General features: G+C 32.4%; 19 protein-coding genes. 8 read left to right on the forward strand and 11 right to left on the reverse strand.

Annotated features, from left to right (window positions below):
- The first annotated feature begins 52 nt into the window (after positions 1–52).
- The 3 genes from AC15TD_RS01250 (at position 53) to pyrF (ending at position 4,729) form a co-directional block, all read left to right on the forward strand.
- Positions 53–2,611, forward strand: coding sequence for an adenosylcobalamin-dependent ribonucleoside-diphosphate reductase (locus tag AC15TD_RS01250; protein WP_484450321.1), 2,559 nt, complete (start codon positions 53–55; stop codon positions 2,609–2,611).
- Between the two features lie 175 nt (positions 2,612–2,786).
- Positions 2,787–3,863: a peptide chain release factor 1 gene (prfA, locus tag AC15TD_RS01255; RefSeq protein WP_484450322.1), complete on the forward strand. Its 1,077-nt coding sequence runs from the start codon at positions 2,787–2,789 to the stop codon at positions 3,861–3,863.
- 35 nt (positions 3,864–3,898) lie between these two features.
- Complete coding sequence (gene pyrF / locus AC15TD_RS01260) at positions 3,899–4,729, forward strand: orotidine-5'-phosphate decarboxylase (protein WP_484450323.1); 831 nt, start codon at positions 3,899–3,901, stop codon at positions 4,727–4,729.
- Here pyrF and AC15TD_RS01265 read toward each other — a convergent pair.
- The 4 genes from AC15TD_RS01265 to purU form a co-directional block, all read right to left on the reverse strand.
- Positions 4,712–4,843: a hypothetical protein gene (locus tag AC15TD_RS01265; RefSeq protein ID WP_484450324.1), complete on the reverse strand. Its 132-nt coding sequence runs from the start codon at positions 4,841–4,843 to the stop codon at positions 4,712–4,714. The two genes, pyrF and AC15TD_RS01265, sit on opposite strands and share 18 nt — an antisense overlap.
- A 90-nt stretch (positions 4,844–4,933) precedes the next feature.
- Complete coding sequence (locus AC15TD_RS01270) at positions 4,934–5,113, reverse strand: Lacal_2735 family protein (protein WP_484450325.1); 180 nt, start codon at positions 5,111–5,113, stop codon at positions 4,934–4,936.
- Positions 5,114–5,202: 89 nt separating this feature from the next.
- Positions 5,203–5,913 (reverse strand): DUF4197 domain-containing protein, encoded by a 711-nt coding sequence (locus AC15TD_RS01275; RefSeq protein ID WP_484450326.1) that lies wholly within the window; start codon positions 5,911–5,913, stop codon positions 5,203–5,205.
- Positions 5,914–6,008: 95 nt separating this feature from the next.
- Positions 6,009–6,863 (reverse strand): formyltetrahydrofolate deformylase, encoded by an 855-nt coding sequence (gene purU / locus AC15TD_RS01280; RefSeq protein WP_484450327.1) that lies wholly within the window; start codon positions 6,861–6,863, stop codon positions 6,009–6,011.
- A gap of 144 nt (positions 6,864–7,007) precedes the next feature.
- Between purU and AC15TD_RS01285 the strand changes: the two genes are divergently transcribed.
- The 3 genes from AC15TD_RS01285 (at position 7,008) to AC15TD_RS01295 (ending at position 11,113) form a co-directional block, all read left to right on the forward strand.
- Complete coding sequence (locus tag AC15TD_RS01285; RefSeq protein WP_484450328.1) at positions 7,008–10,445, forward strand: methylmalonyl-CoA mutase family protein; 3,438 nt, start codon at positions 7,008–7,010, stop codon at positions 10,443–10,445.
- Between the two features lie 85 nt (positions 10,446–10,530).
- Positions 10,531–10,731, forward strand: coding sequence for a cyclic nucleotide-binding domain-containing protein (locus AC15TD_RS01290; protein ID WP_484450329.1), 201 nt, complete (start codon positions 10,531–10,533; stop codon positions 10,729–10,731).
- 238 nt (positions 10,732–10,969) lie between these two features.
- Entirely contained in the window at positions 10,970–11,113 is a 144-nt protein-coding gene (locus tag AC15TD_RS01295; RefSeq protein ID WP_484450330.1) for a hypothetical protein, read from the forward strand.
- Positions 11,114–11,336: 223 nt separating this feature from the next.
- On the opposite strand, the gene AC15TD_RS01300 is transcribed toward AC15TD_RS01295, so the two are convergent.
- The gene (locus tag AC15TD_RS01300) at positions 11,337–11,732 is read right to left on the reverse strand and encodes a hypothetical protein (RefSeq protein WP_484450348.1); all 396 of its coding nucleotides are present in this window, start codon (positions 11,730–11,732) and stop codon (positions 11,337–11,339) included.
- A 115-nt stretch (positions 11,733–11,847) separates the two neighbouring features.
- Between AC15TD_RS01300 and AC15TD_RS01305 the strand changes: the two genes are divergently transcribed.
- Positions 11,848–12,291, forward strand: a complete 444-nt coding sequence (locus AC15TD_RS01305) for an Lrp/AsnC family transcriptional regulator (protein ID WP_484450331.1) — start codon at positions 11,848–11,850, stop codon at positions 12,289–12,291.
- 1 nt (position 12,292) lies between these two features.
- Here the strand turns inward: AC15TD_RS01305 and AC15TD_RS01310 are convergent, their stop codons facing one another.
- Genes AC15TD_RS01310 through AC15TD_RS01320 form a run of 3 tightly spaced genes read right to left on the reverse strand, consistent with a single transcriptional unit; the run spans position 12,293 to position 14,876 of the window.
- Positions 12,293–12,682, reverse strand: a complete 390-nt coding sequence (locus AC15TD_RS01310) for a VOC family protein (protein WP_484450332.1) — start codon at positions 12,680–12,682, stop codon at positions 12,293–12,295.
- A 9-nt stretch (positions 12,683–12,691) separates the two neighbouring features.
- Positions 12,692–13,663 (reverse strand): YpdA family putative bacillithiol disulfide reductase, encoded by a 972-nt coding sequence (locus AC15TD_RS01315; RefSeq protein ID WP_484450333.1) that lies wholly within the window; start codon positions 13,661–13,663, stop codon positions 12,692–12,694.
- A 7-nt stretch (positions 13,664–13,670) separates the two neighbouring features.
- Positions 13,671–14,876: an MDR family MFS transporter gene (locus AC15TD_RS01320; RefSeq protein ID WP_484450334.1), complete on the reverse strand. Its 1,206-nt coding sequence runs from the start codon at positions 14,874–14,876 to the stop codon at positions 13,671–13,673.
- A gap of 237 nt (positions 14,877–15,113) precedes the next feature.
- Between AC15TD_RS01320 and AC15TD_RS01325 the strand changes: the two genes are divergently transcribed.
- Complete coding sequence (locus AC15TD_RS01325) at positions 15,114–15,719, forward strand: DUF1684 domain-containing protein (protein ID WP_484450335.1); 606 nt, start codon at positions 15,114–15,116, stop codon at positions 15,717–15,719.
- Between the two features lie 95 nt (positions 15,720–15,814).
- On the opposite strand, the gene AC15TD_RS01330 is transcribed toward AC15TD_RS01325, so the two are convergent.
- From AC15TD_RS01330 to AC15TD_RS01340, 3 genes are all read right to left on the reverse strand, one after another.
- Positions 15,815–17,257 (reverse strand): glycoside hydrolase family 53 protein, encoded by a 1,443-nt coding sequence (locus AC15TD_RS01330; protein ID WP_484450336.1) that lies wholly within the window; start codon positions 17,255–17,257, stop codon positions 15,815–15,817.
- A gap of 90 nt (positions 17,258–17,347) precedes the next feature.
- Positions 17,348–17,713, reverse strand: coding sequence for a fluoride efflux transporter CrcB (gene crcB / locus AC15TD_RS01335; RefSeq protein ID WP_484450337.1), 366 nt, complete (start codon positions 17,711–17,713; stop codon positions 17,348–17,350).
- Positions 17,714–17,772: 59 nt separating this feature from the next.
- Positions 17,773–18,795 (reverse strand): SRPBCC family protein, encoded by a 1,023-nt coding sequence (locus tag AC15TD_RS01340; RefSeq protein WP_484450338.1) that lies wholly within the window; start codon positions 18,793–18,795, stop codon positions 17,773–17,775.
- Positions 18,796–18,808: the final 13 nt, after the last annotated feature.

An 18,808-nucleotide genomic window follows, 5' to 3' on the forward strand; every position in this document is an offset into this window, starting at 1 on the left:
AACTTTTTTACGTTATTTGTTATACCTAAAATTAAAACTTAAACTATAATCAATGCCTGTAGAAACTCAATCCCTCAAACAATCAACAACATACACACAAGAAGAAGCATTTGAAGCCTCGTTAAGCTATTTTAAAGGAGACGATTTAGCTGCTCGTGTTTGGATAAATAAATATGCCTTAAAAGATTCTCAGGGTAATTTATATGAATTAACACCTAACGACATGCATCGTCGTATTGCTAAAGAAATTGCACGCATAGAAACTCGGTATCCAAATCCACTATCAGAAGAAGACGTTTTTAACTTAATTAAAGACTTTAAATATATTGTGCCGCAAGGAAGTCCAATGGCAGGTATTGGAAACCCTTACCAAACAGCATCACTTTCTAATTGTTTTGTTATTGGTAACTCTGGAGAATCAGATTCTTATGGAGGTATTATGAAGATTGATCAAGAACAAGTGCAACTAATGAAACGCCGTGGAGGTGTTGGTCACGATTTATCACATATTCGCCCTAAAGGATCTCCAGTAAAAAACTCAGCGTTAACCTCCACAGGGATTGTTCCTTTTATGGAACGCTATTCGAATTCTACGCGTGAAGTCGCACAAGATGGTCGTCGTGGTGCTTTAATGTTATCAGTGTCCATTAATCATCCAGATTCTGAAGATTTTATTGATGCAAAATTAGAACAAGGGAAGGTAACGGGTGCTAACGTATCTGTGCGAATCGATGATGCGTTTATGAAAGCAGTAAAATCAGATGGCGCTTATACACAGAAATATCCTATATTCAGTAAAGAACCTAAATATTCGCAGTCTGTTAAGGCAACGAGTATTTGGAAAAAAATAATACATAACGCTTGGAAATCTGCAGAACCGGGTATTTTATTTTGGGACACGATTATCAATGAATCTGTGCCAGATTGTTACGCGGATTTAGGTTATAAAACGGTCTCAACCAACCCATGTGGAGAAATTCCTTTATGTCCCTATGATTCTTGTCGTTTGCTAGCTATTAATTTATTTTCTTATGTAGAAAAACCATTTACAAAAGACGCTGTTTTTAATTTTAAGTTGTTTAAAAAACACGTGGCAGCGGCGCAACGTATTATGGATGATATTATTGATTTAGAACTTGAAAAAATTGATGTTATCATCGAAAAAATTGACTCAGATCCAGAATTAGATGATGTAAAAGCCACTGAAAGAAACCTATGGTTAAATATTAAAAAGAAAGCTGAAGAGGGGCGTAGAACAGGTATTGGTATTACAGCTGAAGGGGATATGTTGGCCGCTTTAGGAATTAAATATGGGAGTAAAGAAGGGAATTCTTTTTCGTTAGAAGTTCATAAAACATTATGTATTGAAGCCTATCGGGCATCAGTTTATGCAGCTAAAGATCGTGGTGCTTTTGCAATTTTTGATATTGAACGCGAAAAAAATAATCCATTTATTCAGCGAATAAAAAATGAAGATGAGAAATTGTATTATGACATGTTGGAATATGGTCGTCGTAATATAGCCTTGTTAACTATTGCTCCAACAGGGACAACAAGTTTAATGACACAAACATCATCAGGAATTGAACCTGTATTCATGCCAGTTTACAAACGTAGACGCAAGGTAAATCCAAATGATAAAAATGTTCGAATAGATTTTGTTGATGAAGTTGGTGATTCCTGGGAAGAATATGTGGTTTTCCATCATCGATTTAAACAATGGATGGAGGTAAATGGTATTGATGTTTCTAAAAAGTTTACTCAAGAAGAGTTAGATGTTTTAATAAAAAAATCACCGTATTATAAAGCCACGTCGAATGATGTAGATTGGTTAAGTAAAGTTAGTATGCAAGGAGCGATTCAAAAGTGGGTAGATCATTCCATTAGTGTAACTATTAACTTGCCTAACGATGCTACCGAAGAACTGGTTGGGGACTTGTACTTAAAAGCTTGGGAGGTAGGATGTAAAGGTGTAACGGTATATCGTGATGGTTCGCGTTCTGGCGTATTATTATCAAATGACGAAGAAAAGGAAGAAAAACATCAAGAATTATTAACTGTTTTCCCTACTAAAAGACCAGAGGTATTAGAGGCAGATGTTGTGCGCTTTCAAAATAGTAAAGAAAAATGGATTGCTTTTATTGGATTGATAGATGATAAACCATACGAAATCTTTACTGGTTTAGCTGATGATGAGGACGGTATTTTAATACCACGTTGGGTTGTTAATGGACTTATAATAAAAAGTAGAAATGAAGATGGAAGTTCACGTTATGATTTTCAATACCAAAACAAACGGGGATACAAAACAACGATAGAAGGACTTTCGCATAAATTTAACCCAGAGTTTTGGAATTATGCGAAGTTAATATCCAGTACACTTCGACATGGAATGCCTATCGATAAAATTGTAGATTTAATTAATAGTTTGCAATTAGATAGCGAGTCCATTAACACATGGAAAAATGGTGTTGTTAGAGCTTTAAAGCGATACGTAGCCGATGGGACTCACGCTAAAGGTCATGTGTGCGATAGCTGTAAATCTGAAAATTTAATCTATCAAGAAGGATGTTTAACCTGCAAAGATTGTGGGTCTTCGAAATGCGGATAATTATTAAAGCATTTTTTTATTATAAAGAGGAAGTTTAATAGCTTCCTTTTTGTTTTATATTTTTTCATAGATGACGTTATCTTAAATATTATTTTTTGGTTCATAATTCGAACGGGCTATAGATATTGAAAATTCATAAATTATTGTACTTTTGTGTCTCAACTTAATAAGGTAAATGTTAGAGAAATTACAAATAGTTAAGCAACGTTTTGATGAGGTGAGTGATTTAATTATTCAGCCAGATATCATCATGGATCAAAAGCGTTATGTAGCTTTAAATAAGGAATATAAAGATTTAAAAGTTCTTGTTGAAAAGCGAGAAGAATATCAATCATTATTAGATAATTTATCTGAAGCTGAGGGCATTATATCCGACGGAAGTGATCCTGAAATGGTTGAAATGGCTAAAATGCAATATGATGAAGTAAAGGAGAGAATTCCTAAGCTTGAAGACGAAATAAAATTTCTTTTAATACCAAAAGATCCTGAAGACACTAAAAATGCGGTAGTAGAATTACGAGCAGGAACAGGTGGCGATGAGGCGAGTATTTTTGCAGGAGATTTATTTAGAATGTACACAAAATATTGTGAAGGTAGAGGATGGAAAGTTGATACTGTAGATTTTAGTGAAGGTACTAATGGAGGTTTTAAAGAGATTCAGTTTGAAGTCACTGGAGAAGATGTTTACGGAACTCTGAAATTTGAAGCTGGCGTGCATCGTGTACAACGTGTGCCGCAAACTGAAACTCAAGGGCGTGTTCATACAAGTGCTGCAACAGTAATGGTGTTTCCAGAAGCAGAAGAATTTGATGTTGAAATTAATCCGAAAGAAGTAAGGATTGACTTTTTCTGTTCATCTGGTCCTGGTGGACAGTCTGTAAATACAACCTATTCAGCCGTGCGTTTAACACATATTCCAACGGGTTTAGTGGCTCAATGTCAAGATCAAAAGTCCCAACATAAAAATAAAGAGAAAGCCTTTAAAGTATTGCGTTCGCGTTTATATGATATGGAACTTGCCAAGAAGAATGAAGAAGATGCCGCTAAGCGTGGTTCTATGGTTACCTCTGGAGATAGAAGTGCTAAAATTAGAACCTATAATTATCCACAAGGACGCGTTACCGATCATAGAATTGGTTTAACTCTATACGATTTGTCTAATATAGTAAATGGCGATATTCAAAAAATAATTGACGAATTACAATTAGCTGAAAATACTGAGAAATTGAAAGCTAGTGATGATGTAATTTAAAAATATCTAGCCTCTTTACAGAGGCTTTTTTTAATATGACAACAAACCAACTCATATCAGAAATTCACAAGAAAAAATCCTTTCTTTGTATAGGATTAGATGTTGATTTAAATAAAATACCAAAGCATCTTTTAGAAAAAGAAGACCCTATATTTGAATTTAATAAAGCTATTATCGCTGCCACACATCGTTTATGTGTTGCTTATAAGCCTAATACTGCGTTTTACGAAGCTTATGGGATTAAAGGTTGGAGAGCTTTAGAGAAAACAATAAATTACCTTAATGAAAACCATCCTGAAATCTTTACAATAGCTGATGCAAAACGTGGTGATATTGGCAACACCAGTAGGATGTATGCCAAAGCCTTTTTTGAAGATTTAGAGTTTGATAGTATAACGGTAGCACCTTATATGGGAAAAGATTCAGTAGAACCTTTTTTAGCGTTTAAAAATAAACATACCGTTCTTCTGGCTTTAACGTCGAATGAAGGAGCTTTTGATTTTCAAACGAAAACTGTTGAAGGCAAAGAACTTTACAAAACAGTTTTAGAAACATCTAAAGCTTGGAAAAATTCGGAAAACTTAATGTATGTGGTTGGAGCTACAAAAGCTGAATATTTAGCAGACATTAGACAAATTATTCCCGATAATTTTTTACTGGTTCCTGGCGTTGGTGCACAAGGTGGTAATTTGCAAGAAGTATGCAATTATGGAATTAATAAACATATTGGTCTACTTATTAATTCATCAAGAGGTATTATTTACGCATCCGATAAGGAGGATTTTGCAGCCGTAGCTGCTCTTAAAAGCTCGGAATTACAACAACAGATGCAAGAGATTATAAATAACTTAATCAAATGTTTCTGAATAATCAGAATCATTTGATTCCTCATTGTTTTTGGAGTATGTATTAATACTCTCAGTAAATTCTAATTCCGTATTAGTAATTATTTTACCAATTCTACAATTATGTGCGCTCATGCGTTCTTTTTATATAAAATACGTGCGCTAAGGTGAATTAGATGTAATGTAAAAGTTAAAATAATAATAATTTTTTAGCGAGTAATTATTTCACTTTCTAGAAAGATAATTTAATCTTTGAAGTTTGTTAAGAAGTTTTATGGCTTTAAATTCAGAAATATCACTTAAAGCACTATCTGTTTGACGTACATTATATGCTTCCTCCATAAGCTGTTTATAGCGCTTATTAAGTTTGTCTTGGTCGGCTTTTATAATGTTAATTCTATTCATAGAGTCTCTGAATAACAGACTCTTAAATATACATTTTTTATTTAAAAAATGTAAAAGAATAATGGATTTTTATAATGTAAACGAAAATGTTAGTCTTGTAATGCGAATACTTTTTTTAATAAATCGGTTGTTCTAGAAGAAATTTTAGTTCTTATATCTTTTTCTTCTACTGCAATCATGGTATAAACACCTTTAAGGGCTTCTTTAGTAACGTAATCTGTTAAATCAGGATTAACATCAGATGCAAAGGGTATGGCATTGTATTTATTTATAAGATTATTCCAAATTTGATCGGCTCCAACTTTACTAAATGAATTTTTAATGACGGGGTTAAATTTATCATATAACGCGGTTTGTGTTTTACCTGTTAAATAACTTGTTGCAGCATCATCATTACCCAGAAGTATATTTTTAGCATCTGTAAAGGTTATACCCTTAACGGCATCTATAAATATTGGTGTTGCTTCTTTAACGGCATCTTCAGCAGCTCTATTAAGTACTTTCAAACCTTCATCAGCTAAACTACCTAAGCCAATATCTCGCAATCCTTTATCAACTTTTTGTAATTCATCTGGTAAAAGAATTTTTACTAAATCATTTTTAAAAAAGCCATCTGTTTGGGTAAGTTTACTTACTTGTTTATCAATTCCAAAATCCAATGCTTGACGCAGACCTGCTGCTATATCGGCATTACTTAAAACACTCCCATCGCCTTGAGGCAGTTGGTTGACTACTTGTTGAAGTTCTGCACAGGCAGTTAAATTTAAAATTAATATTAAGGCTAAAGCTTTTTTAAACATAACAATGGTTTTACATATAATGAACAAATATAAGATATACAAATGAGAGTTTCTTTAATTTATTTTTTGCTCAGGAAGCCAAGAATTTTTCTTAATTAAGAAAAAATCAAAGTTTTATTATTGTAAACCATTACTTTTCTATTAATATGTAATTTTATAGCGTTTGATAGTACAATTTTTTCTAAATCACGACCTTTTGAAATTAAATCCTCAATAGAATGTGTATGTGATACGCTTGTTACATCCTGTTCAATAATAGGTCCCGCATCCAATTCTTCAGTGACGTAATGACTTGTAGCACCAATAATTTTTACACCCCTCTTATAGGCAGAATGATAAGGCTTTGCACCAACAAATGCGGGTAAAAAGGAGTGGTGTATATTAATAATCTTATTTGGGTATTTATCAATCAATGTTTCAGAAACAATTTGCATATATCTGGCTAAAACTATAAAATCTATCTTATGATGGGTTAATAGTTCCAGTTGTTGTTGTTCTGCTTCCTTTTTAGTGTCTTTTGTAACAGGAATGTGATAAAAAGGTATCTTAAAACTATTAGCTATGGGTTTTAAATCTAAATGGTTACTCAATATAAACGGAATTTCTAAAAATAGTTCACCTGAATTATAGCGTCCTAAAATATCATACAAACAATGGTCGTACTTTGAAACAAACAAAGCCATTCTTGGTTTTTTGTCTGAAGCATACATACGCCATTTTATTTCGAATTGGTCAACTAATGAATTTTTAAAAAGCAGTTTAAAGTCTTCAATAGAAAAAGTAGTTATATCAAACTCACTTTCAAGTCTCATAAAAAAGATGTTTTGCTCTCTATCTACGTGCTGATCTATATAAACAATATTTCCGCCATTATTTGCAATAAAATTTGTAATCGAAGCAATAATATTCGATCGATCATTGCAGTACATTAATAGGGTAATTTTATTCATAACGATACCAAATGTTTAGGGTTTAAAATTAACCAAAAAAACAGAAGAAAGAATAGATGTTATAATTTTAGATAATTAAAGATAAATAATGTATTTTTTTGAATATTCCTTAAATTGCAGGACAAAAAACAGATATTTTTATTAATGAAACAAATCGCACCTTATAAACCAAAACATAAAATTCGTATTGTAACAGCTGCATCATTGTTTGATGGTCATGATGCATCTATCAATATTATGCGTAGAATCATTCAGTCAACCGGTGTTGAAGTGATTCATTTAGGGCATGACAGAAGCGTTGAGGAGGTTGTTAATACGGCTATTCAAGAAGATGTTAATGCTATTTGCTTAACCTCCTATCAAGGCGGGCATAATGAATATTTTAAGTTTATGTTTGATCTGCTTAAAGAAAAAGGGGCCGATCATATTAATATTTTTGGTGGTGGTGGTGGTGTTATTCTTCCTTCTGAAATAAAAGAATTGATGGATTATGGGATTTCACGTATCTATTCACCAGACGACGGTCGAGAAATGGGCTTACAAGGAATGATTAATGATTTAGTTAAAAGATCAGATTTTGCCATTGGCGATTCGTTAGATATTGACATTAAAAAGTTACCAAATAAGAATCCTAAAGATATTGCTCGTGTTATTTCTTCGGCTGAAAATTTCCCAGAAGTATCTAAAAGTGTAATTGAGAGTATACATAAGAAGAACAAAAATTCAAAAACACCTGTTTTAGGAATCACTGGAACTGGAGGTGCAGGGAAATCGTCCTTAGTTGATGAGTTAGTTAGACGGTTTTTAAGTGACTTTCCAACAAAAACAGTTGGTATCGTTTCTGTTGATCCTTCAAAAAGAAAAACGGGTGGGGCACTTTTGGGTGATAGAATTAGAATGAATGCCATTAATAATTCACGGGTTTATATGCGCAGTTTGGCAACACGCCAGTCGAATTTAGCTCTATCAAAATATGTTAATGAAGCGGTTGAAGTTTTAAAAGCAGCAGAGTTTGATTTAATTATACTGGAGACGTCTGGAATAGGCCAATCAGATACCGAAATTATTGAACACAGTGATGTATCCTTGTATGTAATGACTCCTGAGTTTGGTGCAGCCACACAATTAGAGAAAATTGATATGCTTGATTTTGCAGATTTGGTAGCCATTAATAAATTTGACAAGCGAGGTTCTTTAGATGCCTTAAGAGATGTGAAAAAGCAATATATGCGTAATCACAATCTTTGGGATGTGTCTCAGGACAATCTGCCTGTTTACGGAACCATAGCCTCTCAGTTTAATGATCCAGGAATGAATACGTTATATAAAACGGTTATAGATAAAATAGTTGAAAAAACGGAAGCAGCGTTAGCGTCAAACTATACTATTTCCAACGAAATGAGTGAGAAGATTTTTGTTATTCCTCCTTCAAGAACGCGATATCTTTCTGAGATATCTGAAAACAATCGTGCTTATGATAAAAAAGTAAATGAACAAGTAGACGTTGCTCAAAAACTTTACGGAATTTATAAAACCTTGGAATCTGTACTTAATGTCAATGCAAGTGAAACGAAGCAATTTCTTTTAGATAAGTATGGATTAAATAGTGATGAGATTCTTAAGGAAACGGATAACAATAACAAAGACTTTGTTAAAATGCTTATTAGTGAATTCGACCGTGTTAAACTTAATTTTAATCCTTTTAATTGGGAAATAATTACAGGGTGGGAAGACAAAGTAAAGAAATATAAAAACCCGATCTATTCTTTTAAAGTTCGAAATAAAGAAATAAAAATTGAGACGCATACAGAATCATTATCACATGTTCAAATTCCTAAGGTGGCCTTGCCAAAATATCAAGCTTGGGGTGATATTTTAAGATGGGTTTTACAAGAAAATGTTCCTGGCGAATTCCCCTTTACTTCTGGACTCTATCCATTTAAAAGAACTGGCGAAGATCCTGCCAGAATGTTTGCAGGGGAAGGCGGTCCTGAGCGCACAAATAAACGGTTTCATTATGTGAGTGAAGGCTTGCCAGCAAAACGTTTGTCGACGGCGTTCGATAGTGTAACGCTTTATGGTAATGATCCCGATTTAAGGCCAGATATTTATGGTAAAATAGGCAATGCTGGTGTTTCTATTTGTTGTTTAGATGATGCTAAAAAACTATATTCTGGTTTTAATTTAGCGGATGTTATGACATCGGTAAGCATGACAATTAATGGGCCAGCACCGATGTTATTAGGGTTTTTTATGAATGCCGCTATTGATCAACAATGTGAGATTTATATTAAAGAGAATGGTCTAGAAAAGGAAGTTGAATCAAAGATTGAAAAACTTTATAAAGGTAAAGAACGACCTAAATATCATGGCGAATTACCAAAATCAAATAATGGTTTGGGATTAATGTTGCTTGGTGTTACTGGCGATCAGGTGCTCCCAAAAGATGTCTATCAAACTATTAGGACAAAAACAATAGCGCAAGTAAGAGGAACGGTTCAGGCAGATATTTTAAAAGAGGATCAAGCACAAAACACTTGTATTTTCTCAACTGAGTTTGCCCTTCGCTTAATGGGTGATGTGCAAGAATATTTTATTGAAAATAATGTTCGTAATTTTTATTCGGTGTCTATTTCAGGTTATCATATTGCTGAAGCAGGAGCAAACCCTATTACACAGTTGGCTTTAACATTATCTAACGGTTTTACCTACGTAGAGTATTACTTGAGTAGAGGTATGGATATTAATAAATTTGGTCCAAATTTATCCTTCTTCTTCTCAAATGGTATCGACCCAGAATATGCCGTAATAGGTCGTGTAGCACGTAAAATTTGGGCAAAAGCCATGAAGCTTAAATATGGCGCCAATGAACGTGCTCAAATGTTGAAGTATCATATTCAAACCTCTGGACGTAGTTTACATGCCCAGGAAATTGATTTTAATGATATTCGTACCACGCTTCAAGCATTGTATGCTATCTATGATAACTGTAATTCGTTGCATACAAATGCCTATGATGAAGCAATTACAACTCCTACAGAAGAATCTGTAAGACGAGCTATGGCAATCCAGCTAATTATTAATAAAGAATTAGGTTTAGCAAAAAACGAAAATCCTATTCAGGGTTCTTTTATTATTGAAGAATTAACAGATTTGGTTGAAGAAGCTGTTTTACTTGAATTTGACAGGATTACTGAACGCGGCGGTGTTTTAGGGGCTATGGAAACCATGTATCAGAGAAGTAAGATACAAGAAGAAAGTTTGTATTATGAAACCTTAAAGCATAATGGAGACTTTCCTATTGTTGGAGTCAATACATTTTTAAGTAGTAAAGGTTCACCAACTATTTTACCCAAAGAAGTGATTCGTGCAACCGATGAAGAAAAACAACTTCAAATTAAAACCTTAAATAATCTGCATAAAGTAAATGATACAGAAAGTTTATTAATGGAATTACAAAATAAAGCCATTCATAATGAAAATATTTTTGAAGCATTAATGGAAGTTTGTAAAGTTTGTTCTTTAGGTCAAATAACCCAAGCTCTATTTGAGGTGGGAGGGCAGTATAGAAGAAACATGTAAATTAATTGTTAATAGATATTCAAATATATTTTTCACTTTAATTTGATAAAACTACCAATATTTATGTTTATAAGTTTGCCGTTTTATGCCTACAATTAAATACAACAATATTTTTAGTGTTACGCTTCTGAATTCTATTTCACCACTATCAAAATCAGTTCAAACATTTTTGTCAAAAAGAATGATTTCTATACATCATAAAAAAGGAGATTGTATTGTAAAAGAAGGAGATATTTTTGATAGACTTTATATTATCAGAAAAGGTTTGGTGCGTGGGTTTTTTTAATTACGAGAAAAAAGAGATTACGACTTGGGTTAGTGTAGATAGTGAAATGGTAACGTCAATATCTGGGTATTTTAAGAATGGACCTGCATTAGAGAATATGCAATGTCTAGAATAGACCTATACAGAGAGCTTAAGTTATGATGATATGCATTATGCTTTTGAGAATTTTAAAAATATGGTTCTTTTGAATAGAATTTTAATGGAAGATTATTACTTATAGGCAGAATATCGTGCTTTTATGGCTAGAATTCCTTCAGCAAAAGATAGATATGAATATTTTTTAAAAATCTCACATCTAGAAATTGTTAAACGTTTACCAAGAAAATATTTAGCATCATTACTCAATATGCGACCAGAAACCTTGTCGAGATTAAGTTTATAACATTAGGAAAAATAAATTCATTTATATAATTGATATTTATCAATTATATAGTTGGTTTCTTTCAGCTATAATATTTTGCTTTAATAAACTTGAAGGTTATTCAATAACTCTCAATTGAATTGGAGTTAAATTGTTATTAAACAAAATCGGTTTTATTAAAAGTTTTATTTTGAATTTACCGGGACACACATTAAATTATGTGTGTTTTTTGTTTTTAGAAACTTCACAAAGTCAACATCCAGTTATGTTGTAATTTTCTGAATTTTTTCAATTCACTTCTTAATATAGGTAAGAAATCTTTACCATTACTATCAGAACCTTCTAAGCGATACGAGTTTTTGTAAAGAAGATTAGTAAGACGTTGTAAAGATTCAAGATGTTTATGTTTTTTTTCAGAATAGCGTTCTAGTTCTGCATTTACAATTTCAGGACCTAGAGATTCTGATTGCTGAATAATATCTCCCGAAAAATAAATATTTGAATTTTCTGTACCATCTGGTTTTAAGTCTGATAAATCATACTGAATGTAAGAAGAAATACTTCTTGATAAAATATAGATTTCCATAGCCTTTTTATAAATAGGCGAATCAGAAAAGTGTGATGGAATATTGGGCAGCATATTCATTAAGCAATTTTATCAAAATTAGTCACAAGTAAACAATTTATGCTATAAATATTAAAGTAAAATTGTATATTTACTTTAATATTTAATTTTTAATAGACAAATTACTTTAATGACGCTAGATTCTTTAAATTGGAAGATTTTAAAGTGCTTACAAGCCAATTCTAGACAATCAAACGTTGCTATTGGTAAGATTGTCGGGATTAGTTCGCCAGCTGTTTCAGAACGGATAAAAAAAATGGAAGATGCGGGTATTATTCAAGGATACAAAACGTCTGTTTCTCCATTAGATGTTGGATATCAACTTAAAGCACTAATTACACTTCGTGCTTTTATGGGGATGTTAAAGCCTTTTTTAGAAAAGGTTAAGACCTATGATGAAGTATTAAATTGCTATAGAATTACGGGTAACGAAAACATCATTATGGAAGTGGCTTTTAAAAACCAAAGGCATTTAGAAAGTTTTATTGACCAATTGATTGTTTACGGTGAAACAAAAACACAAATTGTGTTATCTCATGTTGTTAAGGATAATGCAGTAAAGCCTTTAAAATAGTCTATTTATTTTGACCATTAATTCTCCACGGTGGATTTTTTCTGTTTTTACCTGCATGAAATAAGATAATATGGTTTCCGTCAGGATCAAATAAATGGGCTTCTCGCCAAAGCCAAGGTTTATCTTCTGGTAGTTCATGGAATTCAATGCCCTTTTCTTGAAGGTTTTTAACAAGGACATCTAAATGATTATCTTCAAAACAAATACTTATGCCAGGCCCCTTAGGTAAATTATCAACCATATGAATTGAAAACGTAGCATCTCCGTCCGGGCTTTCAAACCTAGCATACTTCGGAAAAGATTCTACAATAAGTTTTAAACCAAATTTTTTATAAAACTTAGCAGATTCTTCAACATTTAAAGACGGTATGGTTACTTGATTTAAGTTCATTACAGTACCTCAATTAAATTCTGAATGTATATGTTTCATAATTATTTTAGCATGAATTCTTGAATTTTCAATGAACCATTTATGGGTTTCCATACCACCACAAATAACACCTGCTAAATACAATCCTTCAATATTGGTTTCCATTGTTTCTGGGTTATAGCTTGGTCGTTTTTTATCGTCATTTGATAGTTCAACGCCTATGTTATTTAGCAGTTTAAAATCAGGCCGATATCCTGTGAGCGCAACGACAAAATCATTTGGAATTGTTTTATGTCCATGCGGTGTTTTTATACTAACATCATTTTCTGTGATTTCAATAATTTTAGAATTAAAATATGCTTTAATGCTTCCTTCTTCAATCCTGTTAACAATATCTGGTCTTACCCAATATTTTACACGCTCTCCTATACCTTTGCCTCTTATCACCATAGTAACATCTCCACCTTTGCGCCATATTTCCAATGCAGCATCAACAGATGAATTACTCGCGCCAACTACAATCACTTGTTGCATAGTAAAAGGGTGCGCCTCTTTGTAATAATGCATCACTTTTGGAAAGTTTTCTCCTGGGACATTTAATAAATTTGCAATATCATAAAAACCAGTAGATATAATAACTTTTTTTGATGCGTAAGTATGTTTTGAGGTTTTTATATTAAACATAGAATCTGTCTTATTAATAGTTAAGACTGATTCGTATAACTTGATTTCTAACTTATTTGATGTTGCAACACGTCTATAATATTCTAAAGCTTCGTCTCTATTAGGTTTATGATTTTTACTTATAAATGGAATGTCATCAATTTCTAATTTTTCTGAAGTTGAAAAAAAAGTCATGTTTTTTGGGTAATTGTACAAGGAGTTTGTGAGCGCTCCTTTTTCTATTACCACATAATCCCAACCTTTCTTTTTGCATTCTAAAGCACACGCGATTCCAATAGGACCCCCGCCAATAATAAGAATATCTTTTTCTATAATCATAACAATATTATACCAATTTAATTGACATTTTTTGTTTTAAAATAAAGAGTAAAAATACACATAAGCCTGCAAGTATAGAAGTGAAATACCAAGTTTTGTCAAAACCAAAACCGGCAACCATTTGTAACCCTGCATTATGCCCAAATATATGTGCAATAGAAAACGAAATACTATAAAGTGCCATATATTCCCCTTGATTTCCTTTTTTTGCTCTGCTCATGGCGAAGGCATTAGAAAATGGAAAAGCAATCATTTCTCCGAAAGTCATTAATAGCATACCTATGATGAGAACACCCGCCCACGATGTTGCATTTAGAATAAGAAAACTTAATCCCGTTAGAATCCCGCCAAAAAGCATTAAACCCAATTGAGAAAACCTTGAATTTTCTAACCATTTTATTAAAGGCATTTCAAATGCAAATATTAAAAACCCATTTACTCCTAATAAAATACCTATCTCAAGTTCATTTAAATGATGGACATCTTTGTAATAAATGGGCATGGTTGAAAAGTATTGCAAGAATACAATACCAAACAATATCATAGCACCCAAAAAGATTAAAAACACGCGATCGTGATAGGCAGATTGAGGATTTTCAACTTTAATATTATCTAATGTTTTAGCTTTTTTTGGATGAAGTACCTTAATTAAAACTAATGTTGCTATAATACATGTAACGCCATCTACCCAAAATAAACCGCCATAGCTAAGTGTCGTTATAATAATTCCTCCAATAGCTGGACCTGCTGAAAAACCAAGGTTAATAGCCAGTCTGATAAGTGTTACAGAACGTGTTTTGTTTTCTGGTTTACTGTAAGAACTTAGGGCAACGAACATAGCCGGTCTAAACATATCGGCAATAAGCATCACTGAAAAAATACCAATACAAAAAGAAACAAACGTAGTTAAAAACTGTAAAATAATAAAAAATACGCCAGTAGAAAGCAAGCTAAAAACCATAACTTTATAAAAACCAATTTTATCAGTTAATTTTCCACCAAGCCATGACCCGACAACAGAACCTAATCCAAAAGCACTCATAATCCATCCCACATCATTAAATGTAAAATTTAAGTTTTTTGTAAGGTATAATGATAAAAAAGGAATTACCATAGTGCCAGCTCTGTTTATGAGTGTAATTAATGCCAGCCACCATACTTCTCTTGAGAGACCTTTAAAGGTGTTTATATAATTATTAAAAAGCGTTTTCATTAGCTTGATTTGTTGTTTAATTGATAAAAAAAAGTCCAACTTTTCAGTTGGACTTTCATATATAGGATACCATTTTAATTAATATCACCACAATATATAACAAGCCCAACATCTGTTTCTAGAGGTCCAGTATTGTTTGCAAATTGTGACGTTATTACGCATTTTTATGTATTTTGAATTCTCAAATGTATATAAAATAGTTGTAAGTTGTATTTTTGGGATATAAATATTTTTAAAATGAAGTATGTTATCACATTTTTTATCCTTTTAATAAGTATAATAAGTTGTAAAGAAGGAAAAAAGCATCTCAAAGGAGATACAGATTTTCAAAGAGAGATTAATGCGGAATATAAGGACGCGTCAACATCACCGTTAACTGAAGAAGATAGGAAAGAATTTGAAGGTTTAGACTTTTTTAAATATGATTCAACGTATGTGGTTGAAGCGCTATTTACAAAAACTCAAAATGAAAAACCTTTTAAAATGAAGACGACAACGGATAGACTTCCGGAATATATAAAATATGGAATTTTAGAGTTTTTTGTTAAGGACGAAATTTTTAAATTAAACGTTTATCAAAATCAAGATTTAATCAAAAAAGAAGGCTTTGAAGATTATTTATTTTTGCCGTTTTCAGATGAAACGAATGGACTTGAAAGTTATGGTGGCGGACGTTATATTGATTTAAGAATACCTAAGGGTGATACAGTAGTTATCGATTTTAACTCAGCATACAACCCTTATTGTGCTTATAACCATAAATATTCTTGCCCCATTGTACCTAGAGAAAATTATTTAAAAACAAGAATTGAAGCCGGTGTAAAAACTTTTGATAAGCATTAATAAATCGAAACGCTAAAGTTTATTGGTTTAGAAATAATATGAGAAGGCTACGTATTTAAAGTACTTACTTATCCTGTCGTTAGCATGTTAAAAAATCAATCTATATGATATTTTGTTTTCATTTCATCATAAATATTAATTTCTTTAAGTGAGTTTCCTTGTCTGTCGAAAATACGACTCCATGTGTTAAGAGGCTCCCAAATACAGGTTCCGTTTCCTCTATTTTCTGGTAAATTAAAAACCAAGTCGTGAATTTCTCGCTTAAATGCGCTGTACTCAACTACATTCACATCTTTATTATATCGTTTAATAATGTCTAACATATTGTTATTTAAATCATCTAATGTACAATGCCATCTCGGGTAATATGATAAACCAATAATATCGAATTCCACGCCTCGAGCTATCATATTATCAAACCAGAAAACGGTTTCTTCATTCTGTCCTCCAAGTGCTAGATGCAACATCACAGTTGTTGAAACATCGACCTCGCGAACCGCCTTTATTCCAGCTTTTAGCAATGTAGCCAGATTGTCTAGATTTGAAACATGCCCTTCCGGCCAAACAATTCCATGGTTGATTTCGTTTCCTATCTGCACCATATCAGGCATTGTTCCCTGTTCTTTGAGTTGTGATAAAACCGATTTGGTATAATTATTTAACGTAGTTGACAAGGCCTTAAATTCTAACCCTTCCCAAGTTTTTGGTTTAAATTGCTTTTGTGGATCTGCCCAAGTATCGCTGTAATGAAAATCAAGTAATAATTTTAAACCGCCCTCTTTTATTCTGCGGGCCATCTTCAATGTGCTGTCTATTCCGCAAAACCCTCTGTTGGGAGAATATCCTTTTTCATTTTCGGGATTTACAAAAATGCGCAGCCTGATATAATTTAATCCATGATTTTTAAGAATTTCAATAGCGTCTTTTTCTTCATTATTGTCATAAAATTTTATTCCACGGGATTCAAGTTGGGGTAAAAATGAGATATCTGCACCCATCATTTTCTTTTCGATTTTATGGCTTGATTTTAATTGCGAATCTGTTGGTTTAAGAAGTTCTAAATTACTAGGAATGGTATGAATCTCATGAGATGCTGGCCACATGCTATCGGTTTTAACTTCAACCTTAATTTTATCAACTGTAGTGCCACTTTTTAAGAGTAACTCTTTTACCCCATTTGAAAGTTGAGATTTCCAAACTAATAGACTATCTGATTTTGAAACAACTTCGGGTTCTGAATAATTAATTTCAAGAACTATTGCATCTCCTTTAACACTAATTTCAAACGGTAGCGTGGCATCCATAATTTCCATACCAGTACTATCAACAGTACTAACTCTAAGTAATGCCTCATCCTTGCCATTGGCAATCATTGTGGTTTTGTAACTTGCAAATACAAGAGCGACAGGTTTTCCAGTTGGAACTTGATACCAACTGGAATAATTTTTATTTGAAATATTTGAAGTCTTTCTAGTTTTTGTTGAACACCCCAAAACTAAGAGTAAAGAAAGAAGTATAGCTGATGATTGCAATTTCATTTTATAATAATTTAAAAACTAATATATAAATAGGTTAAAAACCTATAATGCCCTATTAAAAACACAACTTTTTCTAACAAAATTAATATGTTATTTTACTAAAAACATACCTAAAAAAACGGCAAGAAATCCAATTATAAAACTAGCAATAGTGTAAAAAGCGAAGCTTGTAAAATCACCAGATTTTAAAAATACATGATTTTCATAAGCAAAGGTTGAAAAGGTTGTAAAACCGCCGCAAAATCCTGTTGCTAGCAATAATATTTGATTTTGAGAAAGTGTATTGTTTTTAGCTGCAACTCCTAAAATAATTCCGATAAGTAAACTTCCTAAAATGTTAGCAGCAAATGTACCATAAGGAATACCAGTTTCTGGACTGTTAAAATATTTTCCAAGGATGTATCGTAATACACTACCAAAACCGCCACCTAAAAATACTAACATTAACTGTTTCATGCTTTATTTGCTTTCTAATATCAAAAATATGATAATTATTCAGATACAAATATGTAATGCTAATTTTTTAAGGCTAGATAAATTTCAGTCTTCCATTCAGCAGGATTAGGTGTGATTGAAGTATCTGTAACAAATGTCTCAAGCATAGGGCCGTTATCATCCACTTCATAATTGCTATTTTCAATATATTTCATACTCATTTCCCAGGCTTCAAGTAAATTTGTATGGTTTCCTATTAGCGTTGTTTTAAGGGTTTTAAAAGGGTCCAATTTACCGGTCAAAATATCGTCTTGAGTGGTAATAACTCGTGAGTTGGTAGGTAGGCAACAAGAAAACATTACGGCATTATTTTCTTCATCATACTTATGATAATAAATAAAGGGAAATCCAGAAATGGGAATATTATTTTTTGAAGCATAATTTTTAATAAGTGGAAGTAGCCTATTAATGTTCTCTTTTAGGTTATTAATTTTACAGGATGCAGTGTTGTAAATATAATAACCACCACTATGTTCAGTAAAGCCGTTTATTTCAATACTATATTTTTTCATGTTAGTAACAACAATACTATCAAGCTTTTCTAAGCTTCTTTCGAAATATGGACCAATTTGTTTTTCCATTCCGCCGTTGAGTGCGGAAGATATTTTAAAACCAAATGATAAATCATGCCCAGAAATACTCCAAGTGACATTAGTTGAGCCGTCATCATTAGTTTTGAAATTCCAATTAACATCAGAAGAAGGAAAGTCAGTCATTTCCATACTTTGCTTTATACTTTCATATGGTTTAGCTTCTGTTGTCGTCATGGTTCCCACACCGCCTTTATTTTCCCAAAAATATGATCCATTAACACCTTTAGTTTGTTCAGAAAAAGAGATTTTAAAATCAGGGTCAGATTCTGTCCAAGAAGACCAAGTTTCCCAATTTTTAAAGTCAATAACGTTGTTATAAATAACCGAAGCAGGAGCGTTTACAGTATGTGTTCTTTTAACCTCAAACGAGTTTGGTTGCACAGCAATATAAGTACAAAAACCAATGGTTAAAATAAGAAGTAAGAAAAATAAATATTTAAATGCTTTCATGAGCAAAATGTAT

This window comes from Yeosuana sp. (genome assembly GCF_057126245.1).

Coding starts and splice junctions, on each gene's coding strand:
- AC15TD_RS01250 (WP_484450321.1), top strand. CDS start 53: ATGCCTGTAGAAACTCAATCCCTCAAACAATCAACAACATACACACAA.
- prfA (WP_484450322.1), top strand. CDS start 2,787: ATGTTAGAGAAATTACAAATAGTTAAGCAACGTTTTGATGAGGTGAGT.
- pyrF (WP_484450323.1), top strand. CDS start 3,899: ATGACAACAAACCAACTCATATCAGAAATTCACAAGAAAAAATCCTTT.
- AC15TD_RS01265 (WP_484450324.1), bottom strand. CDS start 4,843: ATGAGCGCACATAATTGTAGAATTGGTAAAATAATTACTAATACGGAA.
- AC15TD_RS01270 (WP_484450325.1), bottom strand. CDS start 5,113: ATGAATAGAATTAACATTATAAAAGCCGACCAAGACAAACTTAATAAG.
- AC15TD_RS01275 (WP_484450326.1), bottom strand. CDS start 5,913: ATGTTTAAAAAAGCTTTAGCCTTAATATTAATTTTAAATTTAACTGCC.
- purU (WP_484450327.1), bottom strand. CDS start 6,863: ATGAATAAAATTACCCTATTAATGTACTGCAATGATCGATCGAATATT.
- AC15TD_RS01285 (WP_484450328.1), top strand. CDS start 7,008: ATGAAACAAATCGCACCTTATAAACCAAAACATAAAATTCGTATTGTA.
- AC15TD_RS01290 (WP_484450329.1), top strand. CDS start 10,531: ATGCCTACAATTAAATACAACAATATTTTTAGTGTTACGCTTCTGAAT.
- AC15TD_RS01295 (WP_484450330.1), top strand. CDS start 10,970: ATGGCTAGAATTCCTTCAGCAAAAGATAGATATGAATATTTTTTAAAA.
- AC15TD_RS01300 (WP_484450348.1), bottom strand. CDS start 11,732: ATGCTGCCCAATATTCCATCACACTTTTCTGATTCGCCTATTTATAAA.
- AC15TD_RS01305 (WP_484450331.1), top strand. CDS start 11,848: ATGACGCTAGATTCTTTAAATTGGAAGATTTTAAAGTGCTTACAAGCC.
- AC15TD_RS01310 (WP_484450332.1), bottom strand. CDS start 12,682: ATGAACTTAAATCAAGTAACCATACCGTCTTTAAATGTTGAAGAATCT.
- AC15TD_RS01315 (WP_484450333.1), bottom strand. CDS start 13,663: ATGATTATAGAAAAAGATATTCTTATTATTGGCGGGGGTCCTATTGGA.
- AC15TD_RS01320 (WP_484450334.1), bottom strand. CDS start 14,876: ATGAAAACGCTTTTTAATAATTATATAAACACCTTTAAAGGTCTCTCA.
- AC15TD_RS01325 (WP_484450335.1), top strand. CDS start 15,114: ATGAAGTATGTTATCACATTTTTTATCCTTTTAATAAGTATAATAAGT.
- AC15TD_RS01330 (WP_484450336.1), bottom strand. CDS start 17,257: ATGAAATTGCAATCATCAGCTATACTTCTTTCTTTACTCTTAGTTTTG.
- crcB (WP_484450337.1), bottom strand. CDS start 17,713: ATGAAACAGTTAATGTTAGTATTTTTAGGTGGCGGTTTTGGTAGTGTA.
- AC15TD_RS01340 (WP_484450338.1), bottom strand. CDS start 18,795: ATGAAAGCATTTAAATATTTATTTTTCTTACTTCTTATTTTAACCATT.